The following is a 24,359-nucleotide window of genomic DNA, read 5'->3' as shown; positions in this document are numbered from 1 at the left end:
ATTAAATTACACCCATTGTATAACAAACTTAACAACACTCAAATTACTTTTTGAGAGCCTGGACGTTTGCAAGTTTGCGGAAGAGAGATCGTTACTTCAAAGCAGCTGCCTGACCAAGCCTTTAATGATCAGCGTGTAATTTATCCCGGTCTACAGCTTCTGGGGGCTGCTCCATCCAGCCGCGGTCAATCATAATATTGGCACCATCTTCTACGTATAAGGAGACATCCAGCTGGCATTTTGCAAACAAGGCGCCAACATCCTTTCTACCGTTAAGTGATGCACCATTCGCGTATTCCCTTATCTTCATGGAGAACATGTCGATCTTATGATAGACCATTAGTTTATCTGAGAAAGGGGGCTCCGTAGAGGTCCTGACCAAATGATCAATACTCGAAGGCGATGGCAAATCGTTCTTAGTCAATTTATCCGACATGAGCTCAATATGCTTCTGGTTAAGATTCTTTCCACGTTCTAAATATTGTCTGACCTCTTCACTTTTCGCCACCTGCATAAAGCCAACAATAACAGCTTTGCTCGTGATATCGTTGTTCAGGTTGCCGTAAAGATGGGCAATTTCCAGACCGTGGAGCGGTCTGTCTTTTTCGAAAAAGACATTTAAAAAGCTCTGCTTTTTAACAAAGTCGACTCCTTCAGGAGGAGAAATAACGGGCGGATTGATTAACGTATTCTGGGGGAGCAGCGCGTCATTAACAAGGACCATCAATTTGCTAGTATCCCGAAGAGCTTTGACAAAGAAATCCCGGATATCTTTCCTTGTCACTAAAGGGATCGCCACACTATAAATACTCATCCCCCCCTTGCCCAAATACTGTAAGTAATGGAGGTAAAAATCATCTTCGTACAGCCGCGGCGCCTCCAAATTTACATCTTCCTCCGTAAACCCGACCGGTATTGGAAAATGGGCTTGTTTAAAAACAGCTTCTATGTCCTGTATATAGTCCTTACATAACCCCAGGGCAAATTGCAGGATTTTCTCAGTTTCTTTATCGTCCACATGCTGAAGGAAATAACTCAGTACGCACTTCCCCAGCGTATTTCCAACGTATGTTGCCCAAAGCTTTCCCATCTCTGCTGCGGTTAATTGAGATTGATCGGCTGTCACAATAATCATTCCTTTACGGTCTATTGGTACCCCTGCCTAGGGTATCCAGCAGACAACCTGGAAATACACCAAAAGTGCAGCTTTAATCAGCGAGTCTCCTTCAACAACAGTCAGATCCTGTACAATCAGCAAAAGAGGGAAGCAAGGATTTGCCTCCCTCCGTTTCTAAGGCCAACGGCTACCGCTTCGCAAGCTGCAGCAGAAGCCGATTCAGCTGTCCAACCTCATGACCAAGGCCGGAGAAAAAAGCCCGGTCCTCGGCTTCAACCGCCTGAACGGCCTGCGATGCAGCCGTGTCCCCCGCCTTCGTGACGGAAATGACATTCGCCCGTGAATCCGCCGGGTGAGGCCGGCGCTCGATGTAGCCTTTCTTCTCCAGCGTCCTCAGCACCTGCGACGTGACATTCACGTCTATCTGTGCATGCTGGGCCAACTGAACCTGGGTAATACCCGTTTGGCCATTATGTTCATTCAGCCATTTGCAGGAAAACAAAAGGACGAATTGCGGATGGGTCAATTCATAAGGCTCCAATGCATTCCTGATTGCCTTTTGCCATAAATTCGTGACCCGCCACAGCATAAAGCCGGGGCTTTCCTCTTCATTATTGAATTCTGAGCTCATATGCCTTTCCCTCCGTGCTGTTCAACATTGCGTCTGCAATAATCTGAAAGTCCTGCTCCGAGATTTCAAAGTGACCAAACCGAAACCGGCAGCCCCAATTTCTCTCACCGCGTGTAAAGCTTAGCTGCTCCAGCAGCGAACTAATCTTTGTTACCCTACAAGAAGTATAGCGAATGTTGCGGCGAAAGGGTATGAACGAGTCAGACATCGGGTATTCATAGACCCGGTCATCCTCCACCTGGCCGATCGCCGTAAAAGCCTGCAGCGGTTCCCCCTTCTGCATATCTGTGCGAGGCGAGTAATAAATCAGCCAGTCGCCGGCTTGCATCCGTTTGAGGGGCGCTGCCTTCCCATGACAGAGCTGGGCGAAGCCGCCCTCCACTCCCCTCGAGACATGGGATGCGGAAACGACGCCAATCCAGTACCGAGGGGATTCTTTTGTCATCTGCTCTGTCATATTTTCCAGCCTCTTCTCTGGCATCTCACTCACCTTGTTCACGTTCCTTCTGCAGGGCCAGCTTTGTGAGTCCCTCCATTGTCTGAGGGATGCCTTCTACCATGTGAGCCCCGAATTTGGGCCCCAGCTGCTCCGCATTCGGCCCCGTAATCTTTACTTGATGGGTAACCTTGGTCGTTCCGTTCGATTCCTCCAGCAGATGAGTAAATTGAACTTGAATACCGGCGCCCGGAATATCGGTGATATCCGAGAATCCACGCTGAGGATGAACCTCCACAAGCTCGAAGGGGAGCGGCTCTTGCCCCTCCGGCTGCAGGAGCCCCTTTGTGCCTTGGACAAAATGCCCCTCCAGTGAAGCGCTTACGATGCCTTTATCCCACTCTGTCCAGGTTGTAATATCGCTGTACAGCCCCCAAATTGTTTCTGCCTTCGCCGTCGTCGTAAGGGAATGCTCAAATTGCCACATAGGGATCTCCCCTCAAATAGTATTTGTACGTATTATATTTATAAATATTATATAAGTCAATACTAGCGCGCACAAAAACACGAAAGGAGTTTTTTATTTTGCAAAACCGGATTAGAAAATGGTGGGTGTTAGTCACAGTGAGTTTGGCTGTATTTATGGCCATGCTGGATATTACGATTGTGAATGTAGCCTTACCCGAAATTCAAAGGAATCTCTCATCAAGCTTCTCAAATCTGCAATGGGTCTTGAATGCTTATACTTTAGTGTATGCCGCGATGTTATTGCCAGTCTCCAAATTAGGAGATATCGCCGGACGTAAAAAAGTATTTTTAGTCGGATTAGGTATCTTTGTAATCGGCTCCCTCGCAAGCCGATTAGCAGGCAGTGATCTGTGGCTGAACATTTTCCGGGGTTTCCAGGGAATCGGCGGAGCTGCGATGATGTCTTTATCCCTGACCATTGTTACAGCTTCTTTTCCTGAACAGCAGCGCGGACTTGCATTAGGTATTTGGAGCAGTGTGGTTGGTCTGGCGATTTCAGGCGGGTCATGAAAAGAATGATTTCTTAGGATTCGTTCTGAGCACTGCCTTGATCTTTACTATGGTATTAGCCTTAATTCAAAAAGAAATGCATGAAGAATACTTGTGGACCAATTGGCACGTTTTAGGTTTGTTAGGCTTATCAATCGTTTTAATAATTGCTTTTATAGTCACTGAGAGAACGGTCAAGCAGCCCATGATCGAACTAACTATTTTTAGAAATTGGTCCTTTAACGGCGCCAACATTGCGGCTTTTGTGTTAGGAGCAGGTTTATATGGCGGGTTTACCATGATATTGGGTCCGCTGTCCGGGATTATTTCCGGAAAAATCGGCAATCGCTGGTTAATTAGCGGCGCGCTATTTATTGGGGCAATCGGGATCCTGGTGATCCGTCATACCCTTAAAGTTCCTTTTGAATGGAGCTATTAAGAATATTGTTATTAATGCTTTCAACGCCGGCATGAAAGATGTGGAATTGTTTATTGCCATCTTCCTGCTTATTGGAGCATTTGCAAGCGCCTTCTTTATTCACAAGAAAAGGGGAGCCTGAACGGCAGCAAATTGTCCTGCATAAAAAATAAGCCAAACCCCGCTGTTCCAAGCAGCGGGGTTTCGTCTCTTATTATATAATTCCGAACTTAAGCATGCTGTTTATCGAAGAAAGTACTATTTCCTCATTGGCTGCAATCGGCTTCCAGCCCAGCATTGTCTTAGCCTTCGCATTGTTCACATTGCGGTTCATCCGTAGCAGCAGTGCCGCCTCTTTGGCCTGCTTATTAAATAGTGCTCCCAAATAAATGACTGCGTTTGGCAGTGTTCTAGCGGATACTTTTCCTGCTGCATCCGGATATTTCTTTCTTATCAATGCCGCAATTTCGGGCAGCGATATTTGGCCGTCTGCCGATGCAATAAAACGCTGCCCATTTGCAAGAGGGTGGGTCATGGCACGGATATGGAGATCAGCCACGTCCCGGACGTCAACAATATTCAAAGGGATATTGGGAACTGCTTTAAACGAGCCGTCTAGTACAAGTTTGAGGAGATCAAAGCTTCCTGAGATATGGGCACTCAAGGATGGGCCGAATATTGCAACAGGGTTAATGGTAGTAAACTCCAGGTCGCCGCCCTCCTTCTTAATGAAATCCCAAGCGGCACGTTCTGCTAATAATTTGGATTTTTCGTAAATGGATAGGCCTTTTTCATTCGGGTTTGTCCAATCGGCCTCTGTCGTCACCTTATTCGGGTCCTTATTACTAAATCCAACGGCGCCAAAATTGGACGTCATGACCACACGCTTAACACCTGCGTTTCGGGCCGATTTCAGGATACGGATGATGCCTTCCACAGCAGGGCGTACCGCTTCTTCTTCATCTTGTGGAATCGTAAAAAAGACAGGAGACGCCACGCTTAATACATAATCGCAGCCTTCCATCGCTTCGTCCCAATGATCATCTTTTAATAAATCTGCTTCCACAAATGCAAGGCTGTCAAAGCTCTTGATTCCGTTGGATTGAAGGGTATCCATCACTTTATATTTACTGCTAAGTGAGCGAAGTGTAGTCCTCACGTTGTAGCCTTGCTGCAAGAGTTGAAGAATGATCTGCGCACCAACAAAGCCTGTACCGCCTGTTACTAAGACCGTATTTGTCATGATAAAATCCTCCTTAAATGTTTGACTAGTCACTCTTTTATTTCCGAAAAAAATTTCGGAAAAATTTTATACCACCATTCGCCAGAAGGCTTCGAAACCCACCATACGATGTTTATCTGCGTTGGCTGGGTCTTGCATCATGTAGTCAATTGTCGCTTCCGCTACTCCGTTCAACAGGGCAACTCGCAACCCTAACGGCTCTTCTCGCATGGGGCCATTTTCGGTGATTCGTCTCATAAACTCTCTGACCCCGCTCATGACCTGTCTCGCTGTCTGGCGGCTCTCCGGTGTCACCTCGTCCGATACATTCAAGAGTGCCAAGGCCCGCCGCTTCTCCGGAAAAGATGCTGCCCAGTTCATCCACTGGGTCCACATATAAAGCGCTTGTTCCCGCAGGTCATGATCAGCCGGGATTCCGTCTATGACCGAACTCATCTCCGTCTTAAGCTCGATGTAAAGCTGGTTCAACAAATCTGCCTTTGTATCAAAGTAGGTGAACAGTGACCCATTAGAGACACCCGACTCTTTGGCGATTGCTGCTGTCGATGCTCCCAATCCTTGAGAGGCAATCACCCGGGTCGCTCCCGCCAGGATCGCAGTTTGTTTGTCGTCGCTTCTAGGTCTGGCCATGTGTCTCCTCCTTGTTCCTTGTTTCCCCTATTATATAAGAGAGTGATTAGTCAGTCAATATTGTTATGTGCGAATAACCTTTAGCAATTGGAGCTGTGACATACCTCCTTGGAAGTAGGATTAGTATGAAATAACATACGATTATGCAGATTTTGAATCAAAGGAGAGATTGAGAATGCACCAAAGAAAAGATAATAGTCATGGCTTCGGGCATGGCAAAGTGCTGGGAACCACATCCATGGGCGAGCGAGGCCAAATTGTAATTCCCCGGGAAGCAAGGGAAGAGCTTGATATCCAGCCGGGCGAGAAATTCATCGTATTCGGGAATAAGCGCAAGGGAGCTGTCATTCTGGTCAAAGCAGAAATGTTCAACCGGTTTGCGGATTTCTTCATGAGCGCTTCGAAAAAGTTTGAAAGCATGGCTCAAGCGATTTTTGATAAAAGCACCCCTGTTTCTGAAGAGGATGAAAATGAACCTGAGGTAGCTGAAAAAGAATGAGCGAATTCATCCAGTTGATGAAGGATGTCCGGTTCAGAAGAACCATGCGCATGATTTTGAAGTTCGTTTGGGGGTTCTGGTGGCTGGGCAGGCAGAAGCATTTTATTCCGAGACGGCGCTTGGAGGCGAAAACCAAGGCTTTATATCGAAAATTGGCCGCGTATTTTACGCAGACTGCCATGGATATGGGCGGATTAATCATCAAACTTGGCCAGCATGTCAGTGCGCAGGTGGATATTCTGCCGAAGGAAGTTCTCGATGAATTGTCCAAGCTGCAGGATTCCGTAGCTCCGGTCGATTTTTCCGAGATCAAACAGAAGGTAGAGAGTGAGCTTGGCGCGTCGATTAGCGAGATTTTTGCCAAGTTTAGTGAAACTCCGATTGCAGCGGCTTCCTTAGGACAGGTACACCGGGCGACATTACCCACAGGTGAAGAGGTCGCGGTGAAAGTGATGCGTCCCGGGGTCGAAGACATTATTGCCATTGATTGGATATCCATACAGGTTGCGATAAGGTTATTAAAACGCTTGACCCAGATGAGAAACTTCATGGACCTCGATGCCGTGTACGATGAGTTTCACGAAACCGTGATGGATGAGCTCGATTATCAAAAAGAGGGGCAAAACGCCGAACAATTTCAGATGCAGTTCATCCACCGGGAGGATATTGTTGTTCCAGGCATTCACTGGCCCTATACCACTTCAAAAGTGTTAACCATGGAGTTCTTGGAAGGGGTAAAAATCAACGATTTTGCCCAGCTTGATGCCTGGGGTGTAGATCGGACCCAACTAGCCAAGTCCTTGATGGAGATTTTTATCGAGCAGATTCTGATAGAAGGCTTCTTTCACGCAGACCCGCACCCGGGCAATGTGCTCGTGCAGCCTGACGGCACTATCGCTTTAATCGATTACGGCATGGTCGGACGAATTGCAGAGGATATGAAAGCGCAGATGATAGCCCTTCTGATGGCTGTGTATCTAAAAGATGCCCACGGCGCAATCGATGCCCTTACTCGTTTGAAATTTTTAAGACGGAATGCGGATTTAGAGGTGTTTGCAAGGAATCTTACGTTATTGTTTGAGCAAATCAACGGCGATACGTTTGACCTGGATTTTGTGACGTCAGGCGACAATGTGGAAGAGCTGCGGGATTTCCTCTACTCTCAGCCCTTTCAGCTGCCTGCAAATACAACCTTTTTGGGAAAAGCAATTGTCACGCTTTATGGCCTTTGTCTGGGACTGGACCCTGAGCTTGATCTGATCGGGACCGCCAAGCCTTATGTCGAAGAGGTGATGCGCGGCGATCTGCGGGGAAGTGCCTTTTCAACCGTGATGGATGAAGGCAAGAAACTTCTAAAAGGAATCCTTCCTACAACCAAGAAGTTCATTTCTGTCGTCGATAAAATGGATGGCGGAAATTTACGGGTAAAGCTATCGAGTTCCTTTGAGAAGAAATTAATCGATACGCAAAATAAGAACACAGGGCGGATCATTGCAGCCATCATTGGCGCGGTATTTTTTCTGACGGCTGCAAACCTGTGGAATGAAGTGACTCACGTCGTTTCTTATGTGCTCGGCACGTTGGGGCTGCTTATTATGCTTGGTCAGCTCAAATCGCGGCAACGCCGCAGGGATGTAAGACATGCCCAGCAGATGCAGGCCATGCGTGAGCAGAGCAGGCTGGAACAGAAGAAGTTTAGATCACGGTCGTAAGGGGTCAGGTCCAAGCCCAGAAGAATCCGTCGCGGTCCCAAGCAATCTTGCCGCCGTGGAGTTTGCGGAAAGCCTTCTTCACCTCTTTAGACAGCGATGTATTTCCGTTCTCATTCACAAATATGAACTGTTCGCCGAAATGGGTCTTCACATATTCAATCGCATCGGTCTGGTATAACGTTCCCGTAGACCTGATTTCCGTGACCATCCATTCTGCAGCTTCCTGTGCGGTGACTTCCATAGGATGATGCTCCTTTCTACTCACGTATTGCCAGGAGCCGTCCCTCTGCGGAGCGGCTCCTTATTTTTCCCCATAGACGCATCAATAGTCCATCAGCGCTAATGCCTCTTCATTATCAGGCTCAAGTTCCAACAGCTTTTGTAAGTACCTCTTGGCGTCTTCAACTAGGCTTAACTCGAAGCAGCAAATGGCTAGACAATAAAATACCGTTGATACAACCTCTTCTTGCTCTTGCTGTACCGAAATCTCCAAATAAGTTTTGGAGTGTTCGTACATGTCCATCTCGAATAGTAACAGTCCGGCATCGAGCGCCAGATCATATCGCTGCTCCATGACGTAGTACGAAGACCACATCCGTTGAATGCCTCTAAGCAAATCCTGTTTTTCTTCTTCGTTTGATTCTGGCAGCAAGTCGGAAATGCGCTTGGTACTCTGAATGAAAAATTCCGCATCATAGCCGCCCAAACGCCAAAAGCTCAAGATTTGCTGCAACCCCATGGTATCCAGATGGCGGTCCACCCACCATTTCATACTAAAAAATTCATCAGGACCAAAGCGTTCAATACTACGACGGTAAGCTAATCGCAGGTTGTGATAATCCATCGGCTTATCCAAATGGAGAATACAGCCTACATTAATATTTTTGTAGTGATGCGGTGGAAATAACGCCGCAGCTCCTTTTTGTTCATAGACATATTTCATCGCGTGGTAGTTTGCCGTTAAGGAAAAGCTTCCATGTAAGACCAACTCGGGGGGGTCTGCAAATTTCCAGCTATCCAGCAAGTGATCTCCTTTGTCTGCCGTTATCAATAGGAAACCCGGCGGGGATAACCGGTTCAAACGCTCCAAACAAGCGATACCGGCAGCAGGAAATAAAATATGCGAGTCTTCAAGTTGTTCCTGATAAATGGAAATCACATTGCGGTAAGGATAGGCTGCCTGTTCGTACTCGGGCGCTCGCCGATGCTCATAGCGTAAGGTGACTTGATCTAACCATTCTGCGGGTTGAAGGGAGTCCTGATGTTCGGATTGTTCAACATAAACATCCGTTTCATATACTTCCCCATCGCCAATGTAAATCAATTCCTGCGGTATGCTATCGAAGAAGTAGTTCGCAACAAGGATTAACGGTTGTTGGAACTCCCCTTCACGAATCGTTGTGCCGGATACAATGAGGTTCAGCATGGAATCATGCACAGCATCAAATCGCGCAAAGTCCAGCAATCCTTCGGCAATGAACTTTTGAAACGCGGGATGCTCCTTCCATGCCCTAACATTGTCCATGGCCAAATCCGTCATGATATAGCGGAACGGGGGCAGCGGGATCCCGGCGTAGTCGATTAACTGACACAATTCGCTTAACAAATGGAAAGCAAGACGTCCCGCTCCTGCTCCAAGCTCCACAATATACACAGGTTCAGAGCCATTTCCCCTATTCACTCGATCTTGAAGAAACCCAAAGATCATTTCTGCATAGGCAGCAGCGATCATGGGATTACTCGTTATATATTGGGGAACTTGGTCATTATTCCAAGCCTTCGTTCCCTTCTCTTCATAATATTCACGCTGGACTTTCCAGATCGGTGCTTCACTGAAACGGTAACGTTGTTTAGGATCGCTTGTCGTCATTTAGGCCTGTCTGAAAAATACTTTGTCTTCGTTATATTTGGCCTTGCCTTCATTAATGATATACGTTTCATAAATTTCTCTGTGGACAGGATCTTCCACGATGCAAACTTCGATTTTCGTTACTTCGTCTCTATGCATTCTGATCGGGGATACGGAATCCTCAAAATGTTTCTTTATTCTCGGTCTTAGCTTTCTGGCTTTTCCGACGAACAACAATTCATCTTTATCGTTATAGAACATGAAAATCCCACCTAACTCTCTAGTGATCAGGTGAAATTCGGTGAAGCCGTAAATGTTGCTTTCCTGAGGATCAACCTTTTTGGTAATGGTGACATTAGGGGTGGGAATGATGATATTGATCATAATCGTTTACTTCCTTTGTCTGTATTTGATTGTATACTGTGTTCGTACTCCGAACTAACTACATGATATCATTATATCCAACTTCTTACGATTCTCGCTTCGCGAATCTTCCGTTTTTAGAATTCTAGAGAATGACTGTGTATCTATTAGGAAAGGACCGGAGTAGAACAACAGGACTACGCGAAAAATGATGAAATCGTCATGAAATACGGAAAGTACGTTGGATGTCTGCCGCAGCAGCAATCAAAATCTTTACTGAGCATAATATCTTTAATGACAGCTAAAAAGGAACAGATCGAGATGCTGATGGCAGAATTCGATGAGCTGCAGACCGTTTACAACAGCCGAGCCGTTGACTCCCTATTGTTCTTAAATGCAAAAGTTAATGGAGTCAACATTGACCCTGAGATCTACAAGCTTTATGTTGATGTGAAAGGAAGGGCATTGCTGGGTTGTTGATTCGGAACATACTGAGTGATAGTACAACTATAATGATTATACTGAAATTCCCGCAAACATCCCGATTAGCGGGGCAATTTGGGAGTTGTTAGTCCACCTGTTGCAGCGAGTGGAACAGTCGGCGGAGCTTATCCAGCAATTCCTGTCTGTCCTCTGGAGTCCAGTCGGACAAAGCCTCCCGCATGATACGTTCACGAGTATCGCTGATCTTCGCATGAACTTCTTCCCCGTACGGCGTTAATTCAGATATACGGACACGGCTATCTGCACTCGATGCATACGTATGAATCAACCCTGCGGATTCTAGCTTATCGATTTGCCGACTAACGCTGGAATAATTCTTGCCCATCAGAGCGGCCAATTCGCCAACGCTGGCGGGCTGGAGATGGACAATCCCCCCGAACACGCGGAAGGTTGCCGCCTCTAGATTTACGCCGGCGTTTGCGATCATTTTCTTATCGCGATCCGGCCGGTTGATGAGAGAGACTAAATCAATTAGCGCCTTAAAAATCTCATTTTCCATTTGTGTGCTGTATCCTCACTACGGGTCTTGGCATCAACGGAGCATTCCAAGCCTCTTCAATTTCCTCTAAAGCATACACCTTTGTGTCAATCTTTATCTTACCCCTTGCTGCCAATTCGAAAGATTCTCTAATTGCGGACAGCATATCGGCTTTGGATACACTCTTGTCTCCGCTGCCTACAAGTTCAATCGTGGACGAGCGGAGAATGGCGGAAGGCAGCGCAATATCCTCTTGGCCGGAAGACGTGCCGATGCTTACAAATCTCGTCACACGAGCCGTCTTCGTCTTGGCAAGAGCCGACATGATCGCTAGCGCGCTGTCACCCCATAGATAATCCAATACAACATCGACGCCTTCGGCAATAATAGGCATCAGGGCGCTTTCAAACCGCTTTGCGCCGTTATCTGCAGTCATGTCGAACGCAGCTGCTTCATCGGCTTTAAGTGCTCGCAGCTTCGATTCGTCACGTCCGGTTACGATCACTTTATGGGCTCCTAAAGCTTTGGCAATTTGAACAGCCAAGCTGCCAGAGACGCCAGTCGCGCCGTTAATCAGGACCGTCTGGCCCGCCTTGAAGCTAGCGCGAATGAGCAGCGCTGCCCATGAAGAACTGGCGGGATTAGCGATCGCAGCGGCAGTAATGTTATCCATGCTGTCAGGCAAGGGGACAGTGAACTTTGCATTAACGATCGTCTGTTCCGCCAGGCTTCCGAATGGCGGGTTAGGCAGCGCGAAGTACACGCGAGTACCGTCTTGCAGCGTTCCAACACCATCAATACCTGCCACCAGTGGAAAATGTGCTTCCGAGGAATAGTGCATACCCATTGAACGATACTTACTAACCCGGCTCAGGGCAGCCGCTTCTACGTTAATGAGGACTTGCCCCGCCATAGCAATGGGGGCTTCATGCTGACCGATTACGGGATTCATTCCTTTTTCTCGTACGATTGCTGCTTTCATGGGTAGCAACCTTCCTTCATCGTATTATGTGCATTCCGCACATAATATAACACAGATTGATGATTGAGTGCAATATGCACATATAAATTTAGGGGGAGGGATTACGGCTAAATATTTGCCGCATTCAATATAAAAGGATGGAGCAGCCGCGGCTAATCTCCATCCCGTATTTTTCAATAAACGCACTTGATTCTTTCACCAATTTCATTCGATTAATAGCCTCTTGACTTCATTAATGTCAACTGTTTTTTTAAGATGGTAATTTATCTTCATTGTTAAGATGATTGGGGAATCGAGTCTTTTAAAAAATCCTGGAGTCTGATCGGAGGACGTCCTATTAGGTTTTCCAAAGTGGGATCGATTTGCGAAAAATCCCCCTGCCGGCTTGCTTGAAAGATACCTGTAAGCAAATTGATGATCGCAGCTGGCATTCCATGAGACGTCAAGCGTTTCCTATATTCTTCATCGGGCACAACGATATGCCGAATGGGCTGATCCATGATCTTGGAAACAATCGATGCGATCCCTTCCATGTCAATCGCCTCGGAGGCCGTAAGAGGAGAGGTAATCCCATCGAGCTTCCCCTCTGTTAAGATAGCCGCTGTAACTGCAGCCAGGTCCGAGTGAGTCGTCCAGGCAATTGGACCGCTATCCGGGACTATTAATTCCCCTGTTTTCAAGGCATCGCTGATCATCAATAACGCTGAACTGGCAAAAAAGCCGCATCGAAGCGATGTGAAAGCCATCCCTGAAGATTTCAGAATCTCTTCTGTAGCCGCATTGGTGCGCATGGGAGGGAAATGTGAGGTCGCAGCTGAACCCATATGGCTTGTGTACAGCACTCGGCCCGCCCCAGCCTTCTTCGCCATATCAATGGCGGTTTGATGCTGGCGAACTGCCTCTTCTCCCTCCAAAGCGTTGGAAGAGACAATGAGCACTTGTGACGCTTGCTCAAAGGCGTGAAGGAGACTTTCGGAATCGTCAAAATTACCTTGTCGAACACGTACTCCGCGTTCTTTTAGATCCTGAGCCTTGTTTGCATCCCTGACACTCACGCCGATGTCCTCTGCAGGAACACGCCCGAGAAGTTCCTCAACGATCTTCCTTCCCAAATTTCCGTTAGCTCCGGTAACAACAATCATTTCTGCATGCATCCTTTCGTTTATATATTGTAAAGTGCGCTTCTTGCCATACGATTTGGTTTGTGAAATTATAATCGTATACGTAGAAGATAAAAGGATTGCGTTATGTAAACAATCTGCAAAAAGCTGTTTTTGTTGTGTTACCTACAGATGAGTCATATTGTCTGTTATTTGAGTTCAAGGGAAAGAGGAGGGCCCCATGTCAGTCAATCCTGATGACCCGCGTGTAATAAGAACCCGTCAACAGCTCGTGCAGGCTTTTAACGATTTGGTTAGGGAAAAGAAAAACTTCTATTCCATTTCCGTACATGATATCGCAGCTCAGGCAGCTGTAAATCGAACAACGTTCTATGCGCATTTTCAGGATAAATATGATTTTCTTGAATATTGGAAAACGGAGAGGTTTCAAAAATTTGTAAATGACAGACTGCCCGAAGACTCAATCTTCAATGCGCACAATTTGCGAATCCTGATTCAAACCATCTTCGATTTTCTTGTGCAGGCCCGACAGCACAGTACGCCCGGAGACAAGCAGTTTGAAACCATTTTCGAAAATGCCATTCATAAGAAGCTTCATCGACTCCTGCTTAAATGGTTACATGGGACGAACACGCAGGACATTTCGCATGATAAAGTGGAGGCTAAGGCGCTCGTTGTCAGTTGGGGCATATTTGGGTCGGCTTTGCAGTGGAGCCGGAACACTCAAAACCGCTCGGCGGAATGGATGGTAGAAGAAATTATTGAGGTTGTTTTGGTTGATCTGGCTCCTTATCTTGATTAAAGATCCCGGTAAAGTTACTTCTTAACAATTAGATCAACCTAATCGAACAAAGTCCCTTGCTGTTTGTAACGGCAAGTTTTAGGGCCATCCTATTGGGATGACCCTTCCATCATGACCAGTTCGTAGGAAGATTTTCTTTCCACAAGCAAAAAGGCCGCCTTCCTTATTCCATTTCATTTGGAGACGTTAACGGATTTTTGAGGGCAGGGAGCAGGACAACGTCGATTAGCGAAGTGTAGAACTGCTTGTCGAATGTTTTGCGCTGTACGAGTCCGCGATAAGAAGCCATTGAAGTAATAACCTGGCAAGCCATCTCAATATCCGCGTGGGTGGAAATTTCACCGCGGCCGACGGCCCGGTGCATAAGCTCACGATTCACTACAGCCCACGGTTCAAAAATCCCTCCGTTAACCGCTTCCGGATTCTGCGAAAAAAAGGAGCCCAAGCCTGTGAGTACTCGAAGTTTGCGTTCACCTTCTTCGATCGATTGCGGCTTCAATAGCGCGAGCAGATCACCCCGCAGGGTTCCCGTATCGGGCAAGAGGTCAAGCTCAAGATGATTTCGATTCATCCAGGTCAAGGCATCTCGGACTAACTCTGTCTTGGAGGACCAGCGGCGATACATGGTCGCCTTCCCGGCCTTCGCTCTGGCTGCGACCATATCCATTGTCATTCCATCAAAGCCGGCTTCGGCGAGGACGTCGATTGTCGCTTCCAGGATTTTAGCATCCCGCGTGTGATCTCGTTTACGGCCTAATGTTTTCGCTGGTTTGTCCGCTGCTTTGTCAGCTGATTTGGATCCGACTGACTCTTCATTTTTAATCTTATTCATAAATTTTAACCCCTTTTTTCGATACTACTCGGTTCCGGAACTTGACAGTTTCGTAATTGGGTGCTTTAATTTAAGTATCCCACACCGAACAGGGAATATAAAGGAGGAGTATACCATGGACAAAAAAGTCTGGTTCATCACGGGGGCCTCTCGCGGTTTAGGACGCATATGGGCAGAAGCCGCGCTCTCGCGCGGCGATAAAGTTGCAGCTACCGCCCGCAAATTGGAAGACGTCTCCGACTTGAAGGAACGTTTCGGAGATCTCGTTCTTCCCATGGCACTCGATGTAACGGATGCCGAGCAGGTTCGCCAGGTCGTTCAGCAGGCTCATTCCCATTTCGGCAAGCTGGACGTTGTCCTCAATAATGCCGGTTACACCTTGGTCGGAATGGTCGAGGAGGCAAGCGAAGCCGATGTCCGCGCTCTGTTTGACGCCAACTACTTTGGTTATCTTCGAGTCATTCAAGCCGCCTTGCCACTCCTGCGGAAGCAGGGCAGCGGGCATTTAATCAGCGTTTCAAGCTCCCTTGGGATCGAGGCAAGGCCGCTCATCGGCTTCTATTGCTCCTCCAAATGGGCGGTCGAAGGACTCCACGAAAGTCTGGCGCAAGAGGTCAAAGACTTTGGGATTAAGGTGACGCTGCTCGAACCCGGCGCCTATGCGACCGAGTTTGGCGCTTCAGGTAAGCGAGTACCGGAAATGGACGTCTATGCCGATGTACGGAAGCAGGTGTTCACGCGTCTATCCGGCGAAAAACGCGGCAATCCTCAAGCGACTGCAGAAGCCGTTCTCAAGATCGTGGACGCAGCGCAGCCCCCACTACGATTTGCGCTCGGTTCAGAAGTCTTGCCTGCGGCACGCGGCCTCTATGCTGACCGTCTAGCTGCCTGGGAAGCCTGGGAGACTGTATCGAATGCAGCGCAAGGCAGCCCTGTGCAATAAGCCGTTGCAGTTGGACCGGGGCGGACGTCAACATCACTTTGCAGAAAATATATCAGATAACAGATAACTAAACAGCTTTCTATTTTAGCAAGGAACCCCTCCGACTTTTTCGAAGAGGTTCCTTGTTATAACCTTAAACTTCATCCTACTAGTGATACGGTTCCCCCCCCCCGATTTATCTTCTCCGCAAGAGAAATCTGCTCCGCCAGCACCGAGCCTGCCCTAGCTCTGCGGCAAGCTCTTCGGAGCTCCAGAGCTTCCCTGCATCTCTATTTTATAGATGATCGTTTCATAGCTATTCACCCCTAATGCTGAACCCTCTTTCTCCGGGCGAAGATCGTTCTTTCCCGTGCGGTAGAGCATATTTCCCTTATCTTTGACAATCTCTTCTGCCAGGGTATCCTTCTCAAACTGAACGGCCTCGGTCTCCCCGGACAAATTAACGACAATCAGAAAGTGGACGCCTTCGTGCTGCCTTATGTAGGATAGCACCTTGTTTGCCGAGTTAGGTACGAACTCTAATTCACCCGCCCAAAAAGCAGGCTCACTCGTGCGAAGGTGAATCAGAAATTTATAATGTTCGAACATCCCCGCATCAAACGAATCCCAGTTGAGCTTATATGCATCAAATAACGACGTCCATGTTTGCATCGTATGCTCATTAAATTCCTGCCCCATCATAATGAAAGGAACGCCCTCAAGCGTTAGTAAAATGGAAGCAGCAGGTCCCGCATACTCCACACCTGCATACTCACAGATTCTGGACTGTTCTTTCTCCTCCAGCCAATTCATTCTCAGAGCCTTTTTAGGAAAGCTGTACTTGTAAGAGTTATAAATCGTTATAAAATCAGTCTGTGCAATCGTCCCGTCGATCATCTGACGAATAAGAATTCGAGGATTCCCGTTGTAGGTCAAATCACAGGCTTCAAGATGATGATATTCGTCGTAGGACTGGGAGATCAGGATGAGATCGGCTTTAACCTCCTGCAGAGCCTGCTTAATCTCAACGAGGAAATCATAAGGGGTAATGTCCGAATCATCCAAGCGAATACCGTCAAAATCAAACTCGGTAACCCAGTATTTCATCGCCTCGATGACACATTGCCTCATGCCGCGGCTGCTAAATTCCAGACCAGCGAAATATTCGCGGTTAGGCACATCATAGTAGATCTGACCTTGTTCATTATGCGTAAAATATTCCGGATGGCTCTCCGTCCAAACATGATCCGCGCCGGTGCGGTTCAAGACCCAGTCCAAAATGACCCTGATCCCATTCTCATGGGCTTTGCGTATAAATAACAATACATCATCCTTGGTCCCGAATTCCGGATCAATCGAGTAAAAATCTTTTACCGCATAGGGGTCCCCATATTTGCCAACCCTGCGCTCATGTCCCACTTCATGAAAGGGCATCAGCCAAAGGGTATTGACTCCCATGTCCTTGAAATAGTCTATCCTGTCAGCAAGCCCCCGGAAGCCGTTGTCCGTGAACGCACGAACATGCAGCTCATAAATGACCGCTTTCTGAATCCATTCCGGACTGGGAAAGGCTGTAAAGTTCTCGTACATATATCCCGGGTTGTCTTGTGAAATTTCATGTGTCCGGATCAGCACATCGCCATGCTCCGTTACCGTAATGGCAGAGTTATTCTGCGCATCTTCTGAAATGCTCGGATTCAACGGGTCTACGATCCACTGTTCCCCATTCACCACAAACTTGTAGAGATGCCTCCCCTTATGAACAGGTAACTCAAGCTCCCAGCCTGCCCCATCCTCCATCCGCTTCATGTAGTTTCGATCGCCGTTCCAATTATTGAAGGTCCCTGCCAGGGCAACGCTGTCAACAGGAGTGCCGGGATAATAAACGAACCGTACGCCATTAACCCCCTTCGCTGGAAATATGGTCAGCATGGCAAGACCTCCTTTATATAGCCGCTTTTATGGCCGCTCCGTCTCCACCCCAACCGATCTATCTCCAGTGAACCTCCGATTTCATCGAGCCTTCCAAGCAGCTGTTCCTTCATCGCCATCGCCATCGCCATCCCCATCCCCATTCCCATCTCCCCCGCTTTCCTCATCAAAAAAAGGCCCAACCCCAACTGCAGCGAGGTTGAACCTTTCGGTTGCATTGCCTTTAAATTTACATTTACATTATTTGAAAAATGTTTTTCTGTCAATACCGTCCTGACATGGGTGAATTTAGGGATTATTTACGATGCGGTTCGAAGCGCCGTAAAAGAATTAGCCTTGTTCCTTTGGACAACTGCATAGTTTTTCACATGGAATGCCACAACGTATTCCTCCCTCAGATTAGACCTCTCCGGCAGAGAAACTTAATGCAACCTTTACATAGAAATACTTAACTCAACATTTTCAGAAATATAATAAAGGATGAAACCCATAGTTTTCAAATTTGACAAGGATCGTTAAGTAACCCGCTGCTCAAACCAAGGAGGAGAAAGCTTATGTCCCAGCCTGTAAAGGTACTTCGTATTGGTCTAAGTGCTGCATCCCTTGTGATTGCAGGAATTTTGTTTGTGATTTATCCAGCATTACGTCCCTTTTCCGATGAAACATCCCTGGAAGGTGCCATAGCCTTCGCCTCCAGCGAATGGTTAGCGGCCCATATGTTAGCCATGGTGGCTTTCACGCTGCTTCCTCTGGGATTACTTGGACTTCACAACTCATTACATGGAACAGCAGTAAACTCACTTACCTATCGGGCGTTCTTGTTTTGTACATTAGGGACCGGTCTAGCGCTGCCTTATTACGGCGGAGAAGCATTCGGTCTGCATGCGATAGGGCAGGAAGCCATCAGACAGCAGTCAGCCGAACTCGTTAGTCTGGCAAGTACCGTCCGTGGTGGGGCAGCCCTTATTATGTTCCTTGCAGGACTCCTGTTTCTCGGAGTTTCTGCTATTTTATGGGCTATCGCAATTTGGAAGTCTGGCAAATATCCGAAATGGAGCGGGATTCCATTCGCACTCGGGTTATGTCTGTATATTCCACAATTTTTTGTTGGTCAGCCGCTGAGAATAGCTCATGGGTTATTGGTTGCCTTTGGTTGCATTTGGATAGCAGCAGATTTATGGAGCAGCAGGGCATAACGCTTCAGAGAAGGATAATACAAATGCTTTGGCAGCCCCTTAAACAGCCGAATAAGCACAAGGCATAAACGCAGCCATCGAAGCCACGTTAACGATGATTCCATCCCCACGACTCAGCATATCGGGCAGAAAACGATGCGCAAGGTCGACTAGCGCAGCCGTGTTCAGCATAATCTCTTCCTGCTCGTACTCCGGGTCTATTTCCTCGAAACGGCCGTCACAGACGCAGGTACGGATGTAATCGCATGGAATCGGGCAGCTGAACTGATTATAGCCGATTTCGGCAGTCTGCCGAAAAGCGAACGATATATGTTAAACATTATGTTTTTTAATTCGGATTACCGCCAAAGATTGGTGAATTGGGAGGGGGTTGCCCATATCTGGGGGCTCCATGAAATCAAGCAAAGGCGGAGCACAACCGCTTTATTTCTTCTTCCGGACTCACAAGAGATGGAGTTCGTGGTCCATTCGGCTCCTGTAGTCGATAACGCCCCAGGCCTGCACTGGTGCTTCTACGTCCCGGTATCAGGATCAGGCACCGAAGAGAGATTACTGCGTCTTCTGAAGCAAGACAGCAAGTGACATTAAATTTACACCCGGGTTAAAACGGATGTTGTCATTCTAAAGCCAACTGGTTTACGAAATGTCAACATCCCATTTCAAAACTTGCTGTTGTTTATGGTAGGGTTCAGCGTAACACTCTAAAGGGCGAAATTGAACACTTACCATTTGAGGCGTATATGTATATTTCATCATCTGGGATAGTAATCTACACTTTAAAAATATCCACCCAAATCCCCGGCGATCGTGCCGATTGCCATTGTGACGATGGTATTATCCATCGATGCCATTAGAATGGCTGACAGCATCCTCCAAGTATGGTCCCCATCTTATTTCCCTTGGCCATCTTTGCCTCCCTTTCGATAAGAAATTTGATTTACAACGGATTATCAAGTATATTGATAACAAAGTATCTTGATAATCAAGATAAATTATAGGCTAAGAGGAGGTCTGCAGTTGTCAAGTGATCGGCAAATACAGCCTACGGGGCAGCAAGAGAATCTCACGCTGCGCATGCGCAGCTTAGGAAATCGAACGGTGCTCTATCAGCAAAGTGTCGCAACCGCTCTCGGGTTATACAATAATGATTTCCTATCCATCGATATCTTGCACGAGAAAGGCCCTATCACGGCAGGCGAGCTCTCGAAGCTAACCGGGCTCACGACAGGAAGCGTTACTGCGTTAATCGATCGGTTAGAAAAAACCGGTTTTGTTCAAAGACAGCCTGATCCGCAAGACCGCCGCAAAGTGATTATCGTCCCGCTATACGAGAATAATGAGGACGTAAGCAGAATATATCTTCAGCTTCATGCGGAGATGCTAAAGCTAGCCTCATTCTACTCGGATGAAGAGCTAGCACTCATAACAAAGTTCCTTGGCCAGGCAAGCGCGGTCCTGGAGGATCAGATCCATCATCTTCATTCGAGTGCGCGCAACAAATCATAATGAGATAAGGGTGAAGAAAAAATGGCTGTACTCGTTCTATTCGCAACAAAAACCGGAGCAACGGCGCAATGCGTAAACGTATTATCGGAGCAACTGCCGAATTGCATGACATGCAACTTGGAGACGGACAAGCCTGCCATCGGAGAATTCGACCGTATCATTCTAGGGGCGGGAGTAAGAGACGGGAAAGTATACAAGCCGATTCGGGACTTCATCAAAAAGAATCATGACGAGCTCCTAAAGAAAACCGTGGGATACTTTATTTGCAACGAGAAACCGAAGGAGACGGAAGAAATTATCGAGAAGAATATTCCAGCCGCCCTAAGAGAATCGGCGCTCTGCATCGAATCATTCGGGGGCTATAAAGCATACAAGGCACCAAAGGAAGGCACCGATCAGTTGCAAGGAATTTTTGTCGATCGGATTAAGGCTTTCGCTGAGAACTTCGTGAAGTAACAGGGGCACCCCACGCACTGCACGATGGGGACCTTGTTACTGTTCACACGTTCTACAGACTAGCGAAAGTATAATATACCGCGTCAGAGCTACTCAAAGTCATTGCGTCCCTCCCTCGATTGGGATTCTTGGGGACACAAAGAAGATCCGTCGTCTGGAAGGACTCTACGGGCGTCGAGTTTCTTCCACTAGGTTGAAATCTGAAGGCACCCAGAACCTACTTGGGTGCCTTCTCTGTTTGTATCTTTACTTTAGCTACGAGTTGTTCACTTAATAACTTATCTTTCAATCACTTTAACACTAGAGGGGATCATTTCATAATTGAGCGATATGGCGTAGTCTCCATACTCGCGAGCTGGCTTACTTCGATCTTTTAATTCGGCGGTAACTGCATCAAATAGAGGCTGAACAGAGCTATCCCCCATCTTGGACGAATGTTCGAATATAATAAGCTTCCGTGTACCCATCAAACCGCGTGCCGCCGAACGGTCGTGTTCAAACATATTGGCTAACGAATCCCATAGCAATTCCAAATCCGTTTCAGTAAATCCAGTTTGACATGCTAGCGGTGCAGATACAAATCCGTATGCACGATATAATCCGTAAGGAATTGTGAACTTCCTTCCCATCGTACGGTTATCGCCACTTTGTTTCTCAGCCTCCGCTTCCGTCGCTACAGCCATTCTAGTAATACTGTGTTCTAACGAAATGATGGGATCAATTGATCTTGCAAATGTAAGCTGTACCGGCCCGCGTACTTGACCAGCATTCGGACCGGTAGACAACACGGCGCCAAACGTACGAATATCATAGAAATTTTGGCACATAAATTGCCTAGCGCGATCAATTTCCTTGCCTTGTCCTTGTCCTGCCTTATTGCGCTTCTTGCCGTCTCCGGGATTAGTTGGCTTTTCGTTCAGATCGATATCCAACGAGATATAGGCTTGTTCAATGGTTTGGTTCAGAATTGATTTCTCTCTAACAAAAATAGAATAGGGGGGCTTCTCCTCCATTTTTAAGCTAACATAATTGCGGACTTTTCTTTTCAAACTTACATCGGTTACCAAACCATGTCCCGTCTCGGGATCGACCCGCGGTAAATTACCAGCATCGGGATCTCCGTTTGGATTCCCATCTTGTACATCAAAGAAAACTATAAAATCATATCTTTTGGTCAAAATCTCGCTCATGCCTCTTCCTCCTTTGTTATGGTTTTGATCTCAGAACTAGGCAATTCTTCTGATTTCCTGCTCGTGAATAAATCCTGTCGCTGGTGGTAGTAGCCAATGGCAAACAGGCCTTGTTCCAGCAAATTGAGGTGGGCCGGGAACTTATTGAATTTGCCCACGATTTCAGCCAGCAATTTTTCAAAATTGATTACACGGCCTTTTCTGTCCAGCTTTGTTAAATGATGATTTTTCAACCGCATAAGATTGGGGAATACCGTAACTGGCGTCGTAGAGGCTGCCCCATAAAATCGCTCTCGAATCGTAGTGTTAAGGCCCGGGTTTGCCTCTTCTTGAATTTTTTCCAACACAGCAAACAAGCTGCCCAGATGATAGCCAATCGACGTTTGATGATCGTCCAAAGCCTGTCCTACCTCCTTATAACTTTGATTGGGATAAAATCGCAAATAACGATTTAGATAGGCTTTAATTACTGCCGCCCTCACAGGTTTCACACGATATTCTGTATCGCTTCGAATACGTCGAAGCGCAGCCTGCAGTAATGTTTGCGGATACGGCGTACCCTCCAATATGGAGCGCATAAACTCCCCTGCTACATTTGGAGGAATATTTTCACTCTTATCTTGTACGGCAATGTTGACCAAAATTCTCCATATTGAGTAGTAATTCGGCTCCCCAGCAGGCTTAATAATTGCGAAATCATCGAAGTACTCCCTGATTCGACTGGCAAATTCGGAAACAGTTGCAACCTGCCATAAACGAATGGAGATTCGCGCCATATTCGGAGATAGACCAAGAATATAAAGACGAGTACTACCGTTATTTTCTGCATAGGCTCCTGAATGGACAGCTTGAAGCAACGCTTTGATCTGCTCCGTTCCCGCGTCGGGATTATCCTTCGGAGACTCCTCGAAGAAGGCTGAGAATTCCGATTCAAGGTCACATTCCTTCTCTGCCCAGCATACGATCGACATATCCCCGACGGTTAGCCGCTGTTTGGACTCAAGAAGCAAGTTCAATGCCTTCGTATATTGTGAAGCAACTTTCTTACTGACAGGTGCGTTCAGACTTTGCTTTTTACCATACGAGGTGAACACCTCTGCATTGAAGCTCACAATGCTAGCTCCGGATGATTGCGCCCCTTTTACACCTTTAATTACGGGATGTGTAGCAGCTACCTCGACATCTCGTTCTCCGGTAATCAAACAGGTCGCTAGGGCTGATGGTTCCGTCCTCTCTTCCTTATTCTCTAGGGCAGCAGCAACTACAGGAGACTCAAAAACAATTGAATAAGGCGTGTCCATGACACGAAAACTGACTCTGACGCTTCCTATTCCTAACGGCTCTGCGTACTCGGGGTGCTCCAACGCCAGTTTAAAATGACTGCGATCTATTAATCCGTGCTGTAAAAAAGCTCGTACTGCCGCAACACCAACATCGTTTGTCAGACCTAGCCATTGGTCGATGGCATCGATCATACTCTGCAGATGCAAGTCGCCTTTTGAGCCTAGTCCTAGAACAAATTTTGCGTTATCCCACAGTAAGTTAGCATCCGTACCGCTGTTTGAATGTTTCAACGCCTGATTTCCGATGTTCGGGAGTTGGAATAATCGCGGCTGCTTCTTCTTCCCTATATCTTCTCTCAAGTCGGCAATGTTACACAGCCGGCCATTCTGATCCAACTCCAGCAGAAAATCAATCCCACCTCCAATCCAGCCATCTGCAGCGATTTCCCCAAGTGTCGCTTTGCGATCATAATACTCCTTCAAAGCAAGCAAAATCATCCTCTCACCTCTATCTCGCGGCGATCGGTATTCACGATACCATTCCTCATGTAGGCTCGGAAAAATAGCGGTGAAGGGTCTATATTATTCTGTTCAAAATTTAAATCGTATAGCATAAAACCTAAATCTCTCGTTTCTTGAATAGGCTGAATTGATTCTTGATCTGGATTTTTAATTAGTCTAAAATCGCAAGCAAACTCTCTGCAACCCAGGTACGGCCGGTGAAAGCATTGCCCCTTCCGCGCTCGTCTTTCGAACATTGCTGCATACTTGGCTTCATTCTCATCTAATCTGACTATATCGGCACGTTCCTGCTCATCTGCCCAATATTCCGACTCATGAGGTCGGTTGTTTGATCGCTCTTCCGGCGGGATAAATTCAAAATAGCCATGGATACGGTAACGAGTGTTCCTTAAAAACAGTCCCGCACGTTGAATCCTCTCACTTACCACCATGCCCATAGGCGGCCCAGGCAAACCTGCCATTTGTCGGGCTGTAGGGACAGCAGCTTTTTTATCCAATTCATTCCTTCGTACGGTAATCCACTTGATTGGATGCAGCACTTCAATTTTGGTAATATGCCAGCGAATTGCCGGTTTCCACAGAATTGCTTCAAAAATTGCTCTAGCGGCTGAAGGAGTCATAATATCATAACTTACTCGTTCCGCCTTCATCTCCGGGCGAGTAAAACAAGCGTACTCCCCCCATACCTCCAAACACCAACTTTTCAAATAAAACCCTC

General features: G+C 47.1%; 30 protein-coding genes and 2 pseudogenes. 12 read left to right on the top strand and 20 right to left on the bottom strand.

Going from position 1 to position 24,359, the window contains the following annotated elements; translation table 11 throughout:
• Positions 1-121 precede the first annotated feature (121 nt).
• From FCN15_RS07590 to FCN15_RS07575, 4 genes are all read right to left on the bottom strand, one after another.
• Positions 122-1,135 carry a DUF3231 family protein gene (locus tag FCN15_RS07590; protein ID WP_138494405.1) on the bottom strand — a complete coding sequence of 338 codons (1,014 nt, stop codon included), beginning with the start codon at positions 1,133-1,135 and terminating at the stop codon, positions 122-124.
• A 169-nt stretch (positions 1,136-1,304) separates the two neighbouring features.
• Positions 1,305-1,748 (bottom strand): MarR family winged helix-turn-helix transcriptional regulator, encoded by a 444-nt coding sequence (locus tag FCN15_RS07585; RefSeq protein WP_138494404.1) that lies wholly within the window; start codon positions 1,746-1,748, stop codon positions 1,305-1,307.
• Complete coding sequence (locus FCN15_RS07580; protein ID WP_238996572.1) at positions 1,729-2,229, bottom strand: EVE domain-containing protein; 501 nt, start codon at positions 2,227-2,229, stop codon at positions 1,729-1,731. The genes FCN15_RS07585 and FCN15_RS07580 overlap by 20 nt, the downstream gene beginning before the upstream one ends.
• A gap of 1 nt (position 2,230) precedes the next feature.
• Positions 2,231-2,671 carry an SRPBCC family protein gene (locus tag FCN15_RS07575; RefSeq protein ID WP_138494403.1) on the bottom strand — a complete coding sequence of 147 codons (441 nt, stop codon included), beginning with the start codon at positions 2,669-2,671 and terminating at the stop codon, positions 2,231-2,233.
• Positions 2,672-2,769: 98 nt separating this feature from the next.
• Here FCN15_RS07575 and FCN15_RS19450 point away from each other — a divergent pair, with 98 nt between their 5' ends.
• Positions 2,770-3,222 carry an MFS transporter gene (locus FCN15_RS19450; RefSeq protein ID WP_238996557.1) on the top strand — a complete coding sequence of 151 codons (453 nt, stop codon included), beginning with the start codon at positions 2,770-2,772 and terminating at the stop codon, positions 3,220-3,222.
• Positions 3,194-3,640 (top strand): efflux MFS transporter permease, encoded by a 447-nt coding sequence (locus FCN15_RS19445; protein WP_238996555.1) that lies wholly within the window; start codon positions 3,194-3,196, stop codon positions 3,638-3,640. The genes FCN15_RS19450 and FCN15_RS19445 overlap by 29 nt, the downstream gene beginning before the upstream one ends.
• A 193-nt stretch (positions 3,641-3,833) precedes the next feature.
• On the opposite strand, the gene FCN15_RS07565 is transcribed toward FCN15_RS19445, so the two are convergent.
• Positions 3,834-4,862 carry an SDR family oxidoreductase gene (locus FCN15_RS07565; protein WP_138494402.1) on the bottom strand — a complete coding sequence of 343 codons (1,029 nt, stop codon included), beginning with the start codon at positions 4,860-4,862 and terminating at the stop codon, positions 3,834-3,836.
• 66 nt (positions 4,863-4,928) lie between these two features.
• A complete protein-coding gene (locus FCN15_RS07560) occupies positions 4,929-5,492 on the bottom strand; it encodes a TetR/AcrR family transcriptional regulator (RefSeq protein WP_138494401.1) in 564 nt (187 codons plus the stop codon).
• 175 nt (positions 5,493-5,667) lie between these two features.
• Between FCN15_RS07560 and FCN15_RS07555 the strand changes: the two genes are divergently transcribed.
• Both FCN15_RS07555 and FCN15_RS07550 read left to right on the top strand, forming a co-directional pair.
• Entirely contained in the window at positions 5,668-5,991 is a 324-nt protein-coding gene (locus tag FCN15_RS07555; RefSeq protein ID WP_138494400.1) for an AbrB/MazE/SpoVT family DNA-binding domain-containing protein, read from the top strand.
• Entirely contained in the window at positions 5,988-7,703 is a 1,716-nt protein-coding gene (locus FCN15_RS07550) for an ABC1 kinase family protein (protein ID WP_138494399.1), read from the top strand. The genes FCN15_RS07555 and FCN15_RS07550 overlap by 4 nt, the downstream gene beginning before the upstream one ends.
• A 4-nt stretch (positions 7,704-7,707) precedes the next feature.
• Here the strand turns inward: FCN15_RS07550 and FCN15_RS07545 are convergent, their stop codons facing one another.
• The 3 genes from FCN15_RS07545 to FCN15_RS07535 all read right to left on the bottom strand — a co-directional run bounded on the left by FCN15_RS07545 (position 7,708) and on the right by FCN15_RS07535 (position 9,936).
• Entirely contained in the window at positions 7,708-7,944 is a 237-nt protein-coding gene (locus tag FCN15_RS07545; RefSeq protein ID WP_138494398.1) for a DUF6953 family protein, read from the bottom strand.
• Between the two features lie 81 nt (positions 7,945-8,025).
• Positions 8,026-9,573 (bottom strand): tetratricopeptide repeat protein, encoded by a 1,548-nt coding sequence (locus FCN15_RS07540; protein WP_138494397.1) that lies wholly within the window; start codon positions 9,571-9,573, stop codon positions 8,026-8,028.
• Positions 9,574-9,936, bottom strand: coding sequence for a nucleotide excision repair endonuclease (locus FCN15_RS07535; protein WP_025679390.1), 363 nt, complete (start codon positions 9,934-9,936; stop codon positions 9,574-9,576). It lies immediately after the preceding gene.
• Between the two features lie 201 nt (positions 9,937-10,137).
• On the opposite strand from FCN15_RS07535, the gene FCN15_RS07530 reads away from it, so the two are divergent.
• Complete coding sequence (locus FCN15_RS07530) at positions 10,138-10,395, top strand: hypothetical protein (protein ID WP_138494396.1); 258 nt, start codon at positions 10,138-10,140, stop codon at positions 10,393-10,395.
• A gap of 88 nt (positions 10,396-10,483) precedes the next feature.
• Here the strand turns inward: FCN15_RS07530 and FCN15_RS07525 are convergent, their stop codons facing one another.
• The 3 genes from FCN15_RS07525 to FCN15_RS07515 form a co-directional block, all read right to left on the bottom strand.
• Complete coding sequence (locus tag FCN15_RS07525; protein WP_138494395.1) at positions 10,484-10,918, bottom strand: MarR family winged helix-turn-helix transcriptional regulator; 435 nt, start codon at positions 10,916-10,918, stop codon at positions 10,484-10,486.
• Positions 10,908-11,879 (bottom strand): quinone oxidoreductase family protein, encoded by a 972-nt coding sequence (locus FCN15_RS07520; protein WP_138494394.1) that lies wholly within the window; start codon positions 11,877-11,879, stop codon positions 10,908-10,910. The genes FCN15_RS07525 and FCN15_RS07520 overlap by 11 nt, the downstream gene beginning before the upstream one ends.
• Positions 11,880-12,154: 275 nt before the next feature.
• On the bottom strand, positions 12,155-13,021 hold the full coding sequence (locus tag FCN15_RS07515; protein WP_138494393.1) for an SDR family oxidoreductase: 867 nt from the start codon (positions 13,019-13,021) through the stop codon (positions 12,155-12,157).
• A gap of 199 nt (positions 13,022-13,220) precedes the next feature.
• On the opposite strand from FCN15_RS07515, the gene FCN15_RS07505 reads away from it, so the two are divergent.
• Complete coding sequence (locus FCN15_RS07505) at positions 13,221-13,802, top strand: TetR/AcrR family transcriptional regulator (protein ID WP_138494392.1); 582 nt, start codon at positions 13,221-13,223, stop codon at positions 13,800-13,802.
• 163 nt (positions 13,803-13,965) lie between these two features.
• Here the strand turns inward: FCN15_RS07505 and FCN15_RS07500 are convergent, their stop codons facing one another.
• A complete protein-coding gene (locus tag FCN15_RS07500) occupies positions 13,966-14,634 on the bottom strand; it encodes a TetR/AcrR family transcriptional regulator (protein WP_138494391.1) in 669 nt (222 codons plus the stop codon).
• Positions 14,635-14,749: 115 nt separating this feature from the next.
• Here FCN15_RS07500 and FCN15_RS07495 point away from each other — a divergent pair, with 115 nt between their 5' ends.
• The gene (locus tag FCN15_RS07495) at positions 14,750-15,577 is read left to right on the top strand and encodes an SDR family NAD(P)-dependent oxidoreductase (RefSeq protein ID WP_138494390.1); all 828 of its coding nucleotides are present in this window, start codon (positions 14,750-14,752) and stop codon (positions 15,575-15,577) included.
• Between the two features lie 222 nt (positions 15,578-15,799).
• Here the strand turns inward: FCN15_RS07495 and FCN15_RS07490 are convergent, their stop codons facing one another.
• Both FCN15_RS07490 and FCN15_RS19155 read right to left on the bottom strand, forming a co-directional pair.
• A complete protein-coding gene (locus tag FCN15_RS07490) occupies positions 15,800-17,488 on the bottom strand; it encodes an alpha-amylase family glycosyl hydrolase (RefSeq protein ID WP_138494389.1) in 1,689 nt (562 codons plus the stop codon).
• Positions 17,482-17,658, bottom strand: coding sequence for a hypothetical protein (locus FCN15_RS19155; protein WP_162515309.1), 177 nt, complete (start codon positions 17,656-17,658; stop codon positions 17,482-17,484). The genes FCN15_RS07490 and FCN15_RS19155 overlap by 7 nt, the downstream gene beginning before the upstream one ends.
• Before the next feature lie 384 nt (positions 17,659-18,042).
• Here FCN15_RS19155 and FCN15_RS07485 point away from each other — a divergent pair, with 384 nt between their 5' ends.
• Entirely contained in the window at positions 18,043-18,684 is a 642-nt protein-coding gene (locus FCN15_RS07485; RefSeq protein WP_138494388.1) for a hypothetical protein, read from the top strand.
• Between the two features lie 39 nt (positions 18,685-18,723).
• Here FCN15_RS07485 and FCN15_RS07480 read toward each other — a convergent pair whose 3' ends face one another.
• Entirely contained in the window at positions 18,724-18,855 is a 132-nt protein-coding gene (locus tag FCN15_RS07480) for an SDR family NAD(P)-dependent oxidoreductase (RefSeq protein ID WP_238996554.1), read from the bottom strand.
• 9 nt (positions 18,856-18,864) lie between these two features.
• Between FCN15_RS07480 and FCN15_RS19650 the strand changes: the two are divergent.
• A pseudogene (locus FCN15_RS19650) lies at positions 18,865-19,002 on the top strand (hypothetical protein); the annotation flags it as partial.
• A 3-nt stretch (positions 19,003-19,005) separates the two neighbouring features.
• A complete protein-coding gene (locus FCN15_RS19435; RefSeq protein ID WP_238996552.1) occupies positions 19,006-19,266 on the top strand; it encodes a hypothetical protein in 261 nt (86 codons plus the stop codon).
• Between the two features lie 203 nt (positions 19,267-19,469).
• Here FCN15_RS19435 and FCN15_RS19430 read toward each other — a convergent pair.
• Positions 19,470-19,591 (bottom strand): annotated as a pseudogene (locus FCN15_RS19430) (multidrug MFS transporter); the annotation flags it as partial.
• Positions 19,592-19,758: 167 nt separating this feature from the next.
• On the opposite strand from FCN15_RS19430, the gene FCN15_RS07465 reads away from it, so the two are divergent.
• Positions 19,759-20,190, top strand: coding sequence for a MarR family transcriptional regulator (locus FCN15_RS07465; protein WP_238996571.1), 432 nt, complete (start codon positions 19,759-19,761; stop codon positions 20,188-20,190).
• Positions 20,191-20,211: 21 nt separating this feature from the next.
• Entirely contained in the window at positions 20,212-20,646 is a 435-nt protein-coding gene (locus tag FCN15_RS07460; RefSeq protein ID WP_138494386.1) for a flavodoxin domain-containing protein, read from the top strand.
• 278 nt (positions 20,647-20,924) lie between these two features.
• Here the strand turns inward: FCN15_RS07460 and cas7c are convergent, their stop codons facing one another.
• The 3 genes from cas7c to cas5c are packed head-to-tail and all read right to left on the bottom strand — an operon-like array spanning position 20,925 to position 24,348.
• On the bottom strand, positions 20,925-21,836 hold the full coding sequence (gene cas7c, locus FCN15_RS07455; RefSeq protein WP_138494385.1) for a type I-C CRISPR-associated protein Cas7/Csd2: 912 nt from the start codon (positions 21,834-21,836) through the stop codon (positions 20,925-20,927).
• The gene (gene cas8c / locus FCN15_RS07450) at positions 21,833-23,617 is read right to left on the bottom strand and encodes a type I-C CRISPR-associated protein Cas8c/Csd1 (RefSeq protein WP_138494384.1); all 1,785 of its coding nucleotides are present in this window, start codon (positions 23,615-23,617) and stop codon (positions 21,833-21,835) included. Before cas8c ends, cas7c begins: the two co-directional genes overlap by 4 nt.
• Positions 23,614-24,348 (bottom strand): type I-C CRISPR-associated protein Cas5c, encoded by a 735-nt coding sequence (gene cas5c / locus FCN15_RS07445; protein WP_138494383.1) that lies wholly within the window; start codon positions 24,346-24,348, stop codon positions 23,614-23,616. Before cas5c ends, cas8c begins: the two co-directional genes overlap by 4 nt.
• Between the last annotated feature and the right edge of the window lie 11 nt (positions 24,349-24,359).

The organism is Paenibacillus pinistramenti (assembly GCF_005869875.1).
Taxonomy (GTDB): domain Bacteria; phylum Bacillota; class Bacilli; order Paenibacillales; family Paenibacillaceae; genus Fontibacillus; species Fontibacillus pinistramenti.
This window is presented reverse-complemented; position numbering and strand designations above follow the sequence as displayed.

Bases quoted from the DNA above. Each gene is read 5' to 3' on its own strand.
- FCN15_RS07505 (WP_138494392.1), top strand. From the start codon at position 13,221: ATGTCAGTCAATCCTGATGACCCGCGTGTAATAAGAACCCGTCAACAG.
- FCN15_RS07485 (WP_138494388.1), top strand. From the start codon at position 18,043: ATGTCCCAGCCTGTAAAGGTACTTCGTATTGGTCTAAGTGCTGCATCC.
- FCN15_RS07555 (WP_138494400.1), top strand. From the start codon at position 5,668: ATGCACCAAAGAAAAGATAATAGTCATGGCTTCGGGCATGGCAAAGTG.
- FCN15_RS07560 (WP_138494401.1), bottom strand. From the start codon at position 5,492: ATGGCCAGACCTAGAAGCGACGACAAACAAACTGCGATCCTGGCGGGA.
- FCN15_RS07540 (WP_138494397.1), bottom strand. From the start codon at position 9,573: ATGACGACAAGCGATCCTAAACAACGTTACCGTTTCAGTGAAGCACCG.
- FCN15_RS07580 (WP_238996572.1), bottom strand. From the start codon at position 2,229: ATGCCAGAGAAGAGGCTGGAAAATATGACAGAGCAGATGACAAAAGAA.
- FCN15_RS07465 (WP_238996571.1), top strand. From the start codon at position 19,759: ATGCGCAGCTTAGGAAATCGAACGGTGCTCTATCAGCAAAGTGTCGCA.
- FCN15_RS07585 (WP_138494404.1), bottom strand. From the start codon at position 1,748: ATGAGCTCAGAATTCAATAATGAAGAGGAAAGCCCCGGCTTTATGCTG.
- FCN15_RS07525 (WP_138494395.1), bottom strand. From the start codon at position 10,918: ATGGAAAATGAGATTTTTAAGGCGCTAATTGATTTAGTCTCTCTCATC.
- FCN15_RS07490 (WP_138494389.1), bottom strand. From the start codon at position 17,488: ATGCTGACCATATTTCCAGCGAAGGGGGTTAATGGCGTACGGTTCGTT.
- cas8c (WP_138494384.1), bottom strand. From the start codon at position 23,617: ATGATTTTGCTTGCTTTGAAGGAGTATTATGATCGCAAAGCGACACTT.
- FCN15_RS19435 (WP_238996552.1), top strand. From the start codon at position 19,006: ATGTTTTTTAATTCGGATTACCGCCAAAGATTGGTGAATTGGGAGGGG.
- FCN15_RS07550 (WP_138494399.1), top strand. From the start codon at position 5,988: ATGAGCGAATTCATCCAGTTGATGAAGGATGTCCGGTTCAGAAGAACC.
- FCN15_RS07530 (WP_138494396.1), top strand. From the start codon at position 10,138: ATGAAATACGGAAAGTACGTTGGATGTCTGCCGCAGCAGCAATCAAAA.
- FCN15_RS07565 (WP_138494402.1), bottom strand. From the start codon at position 4,862: ATGACAAATACGGTCTTAGTAACAGGCGGTACAGGCTTTGTTGGTGCG.
- FCN15_RS07500 (WP_138494391.1), bottom strand. From the start codon at position 14,634: ATGAATAAGATTAAAAATGAAGAGTCAGTCGGATCCAAATCAGCTGAC.
- FCN15_RS07520 (WP_138494394.1), bottom strand. From the start codon at position 11,879: ATGAAAGCAGCAATCGTACGAGAAAAAGGAATGAATCCCGTAATCGGT.
- FCN15_RS07480 (WP_238996554.1), bottom strand. From the start codon at position 18,855: ATGCTGAACACGGCTGCGCTAGTCGACCTTGCGCATCGTTTTCTGCCC.
- FCN15_RS07515 (WP_138494393.1), bottom strand. From the start codon at position 13,021: ATGATTGTTGTTACCGGAGCTAACGGAAATTTGGGAAGGAAGATCGTT.
- FCN15_RS07545 (WP_138494398.1), bottom strand. From the start codon at position 7,944: ATGGAAGTCACCGCACAGGAAGCTGCAGAATGGATGGTCACGGAAATC.
- FCN15_RS07495 (WP_138494390.1), top strand. From the start codon at position 14,750: ATGGACAAAAAAGTCTGGTTCATCACGGGGGCCTCTCGCGGTTTAGGA.
- FCN15_RS07460 (WP_138494386.1), top strand. From the start codon at position 20,212: ATGGCTGTACTCGTTCTATTCGCAACAAAAACCGGAGCAACGGCGCAA.
- FCN15_RS07535 (WP_025679390.1), bottom strand. From the start codon at position 9,936: ATGATCAATATCATCATTCCCACCCCTAATGTCACCATTACCAAAAAG.
- FCN15_RS07575 (WP_138494403.1), bottom strand. From the start codon at position 2,671: ATGTGGCAATTTGAGCATTCCCTTACGACGACGGCGAAGGCAGAAACA.
- FCN15_RS07590 (WP_138494405.1), bottom strand. From the start codon at position 1,135: ATGATTATTGTGACAGCCGATCAATCTCAATTAACCGCAGCAGAGATG.
- cas7c (WP_138494385.1), bottom strand. From the start codon at position 21,836: ATGAGCGAGATTTTGACCAAAAGATATGATTTTATAGTTTTCTTTGAT.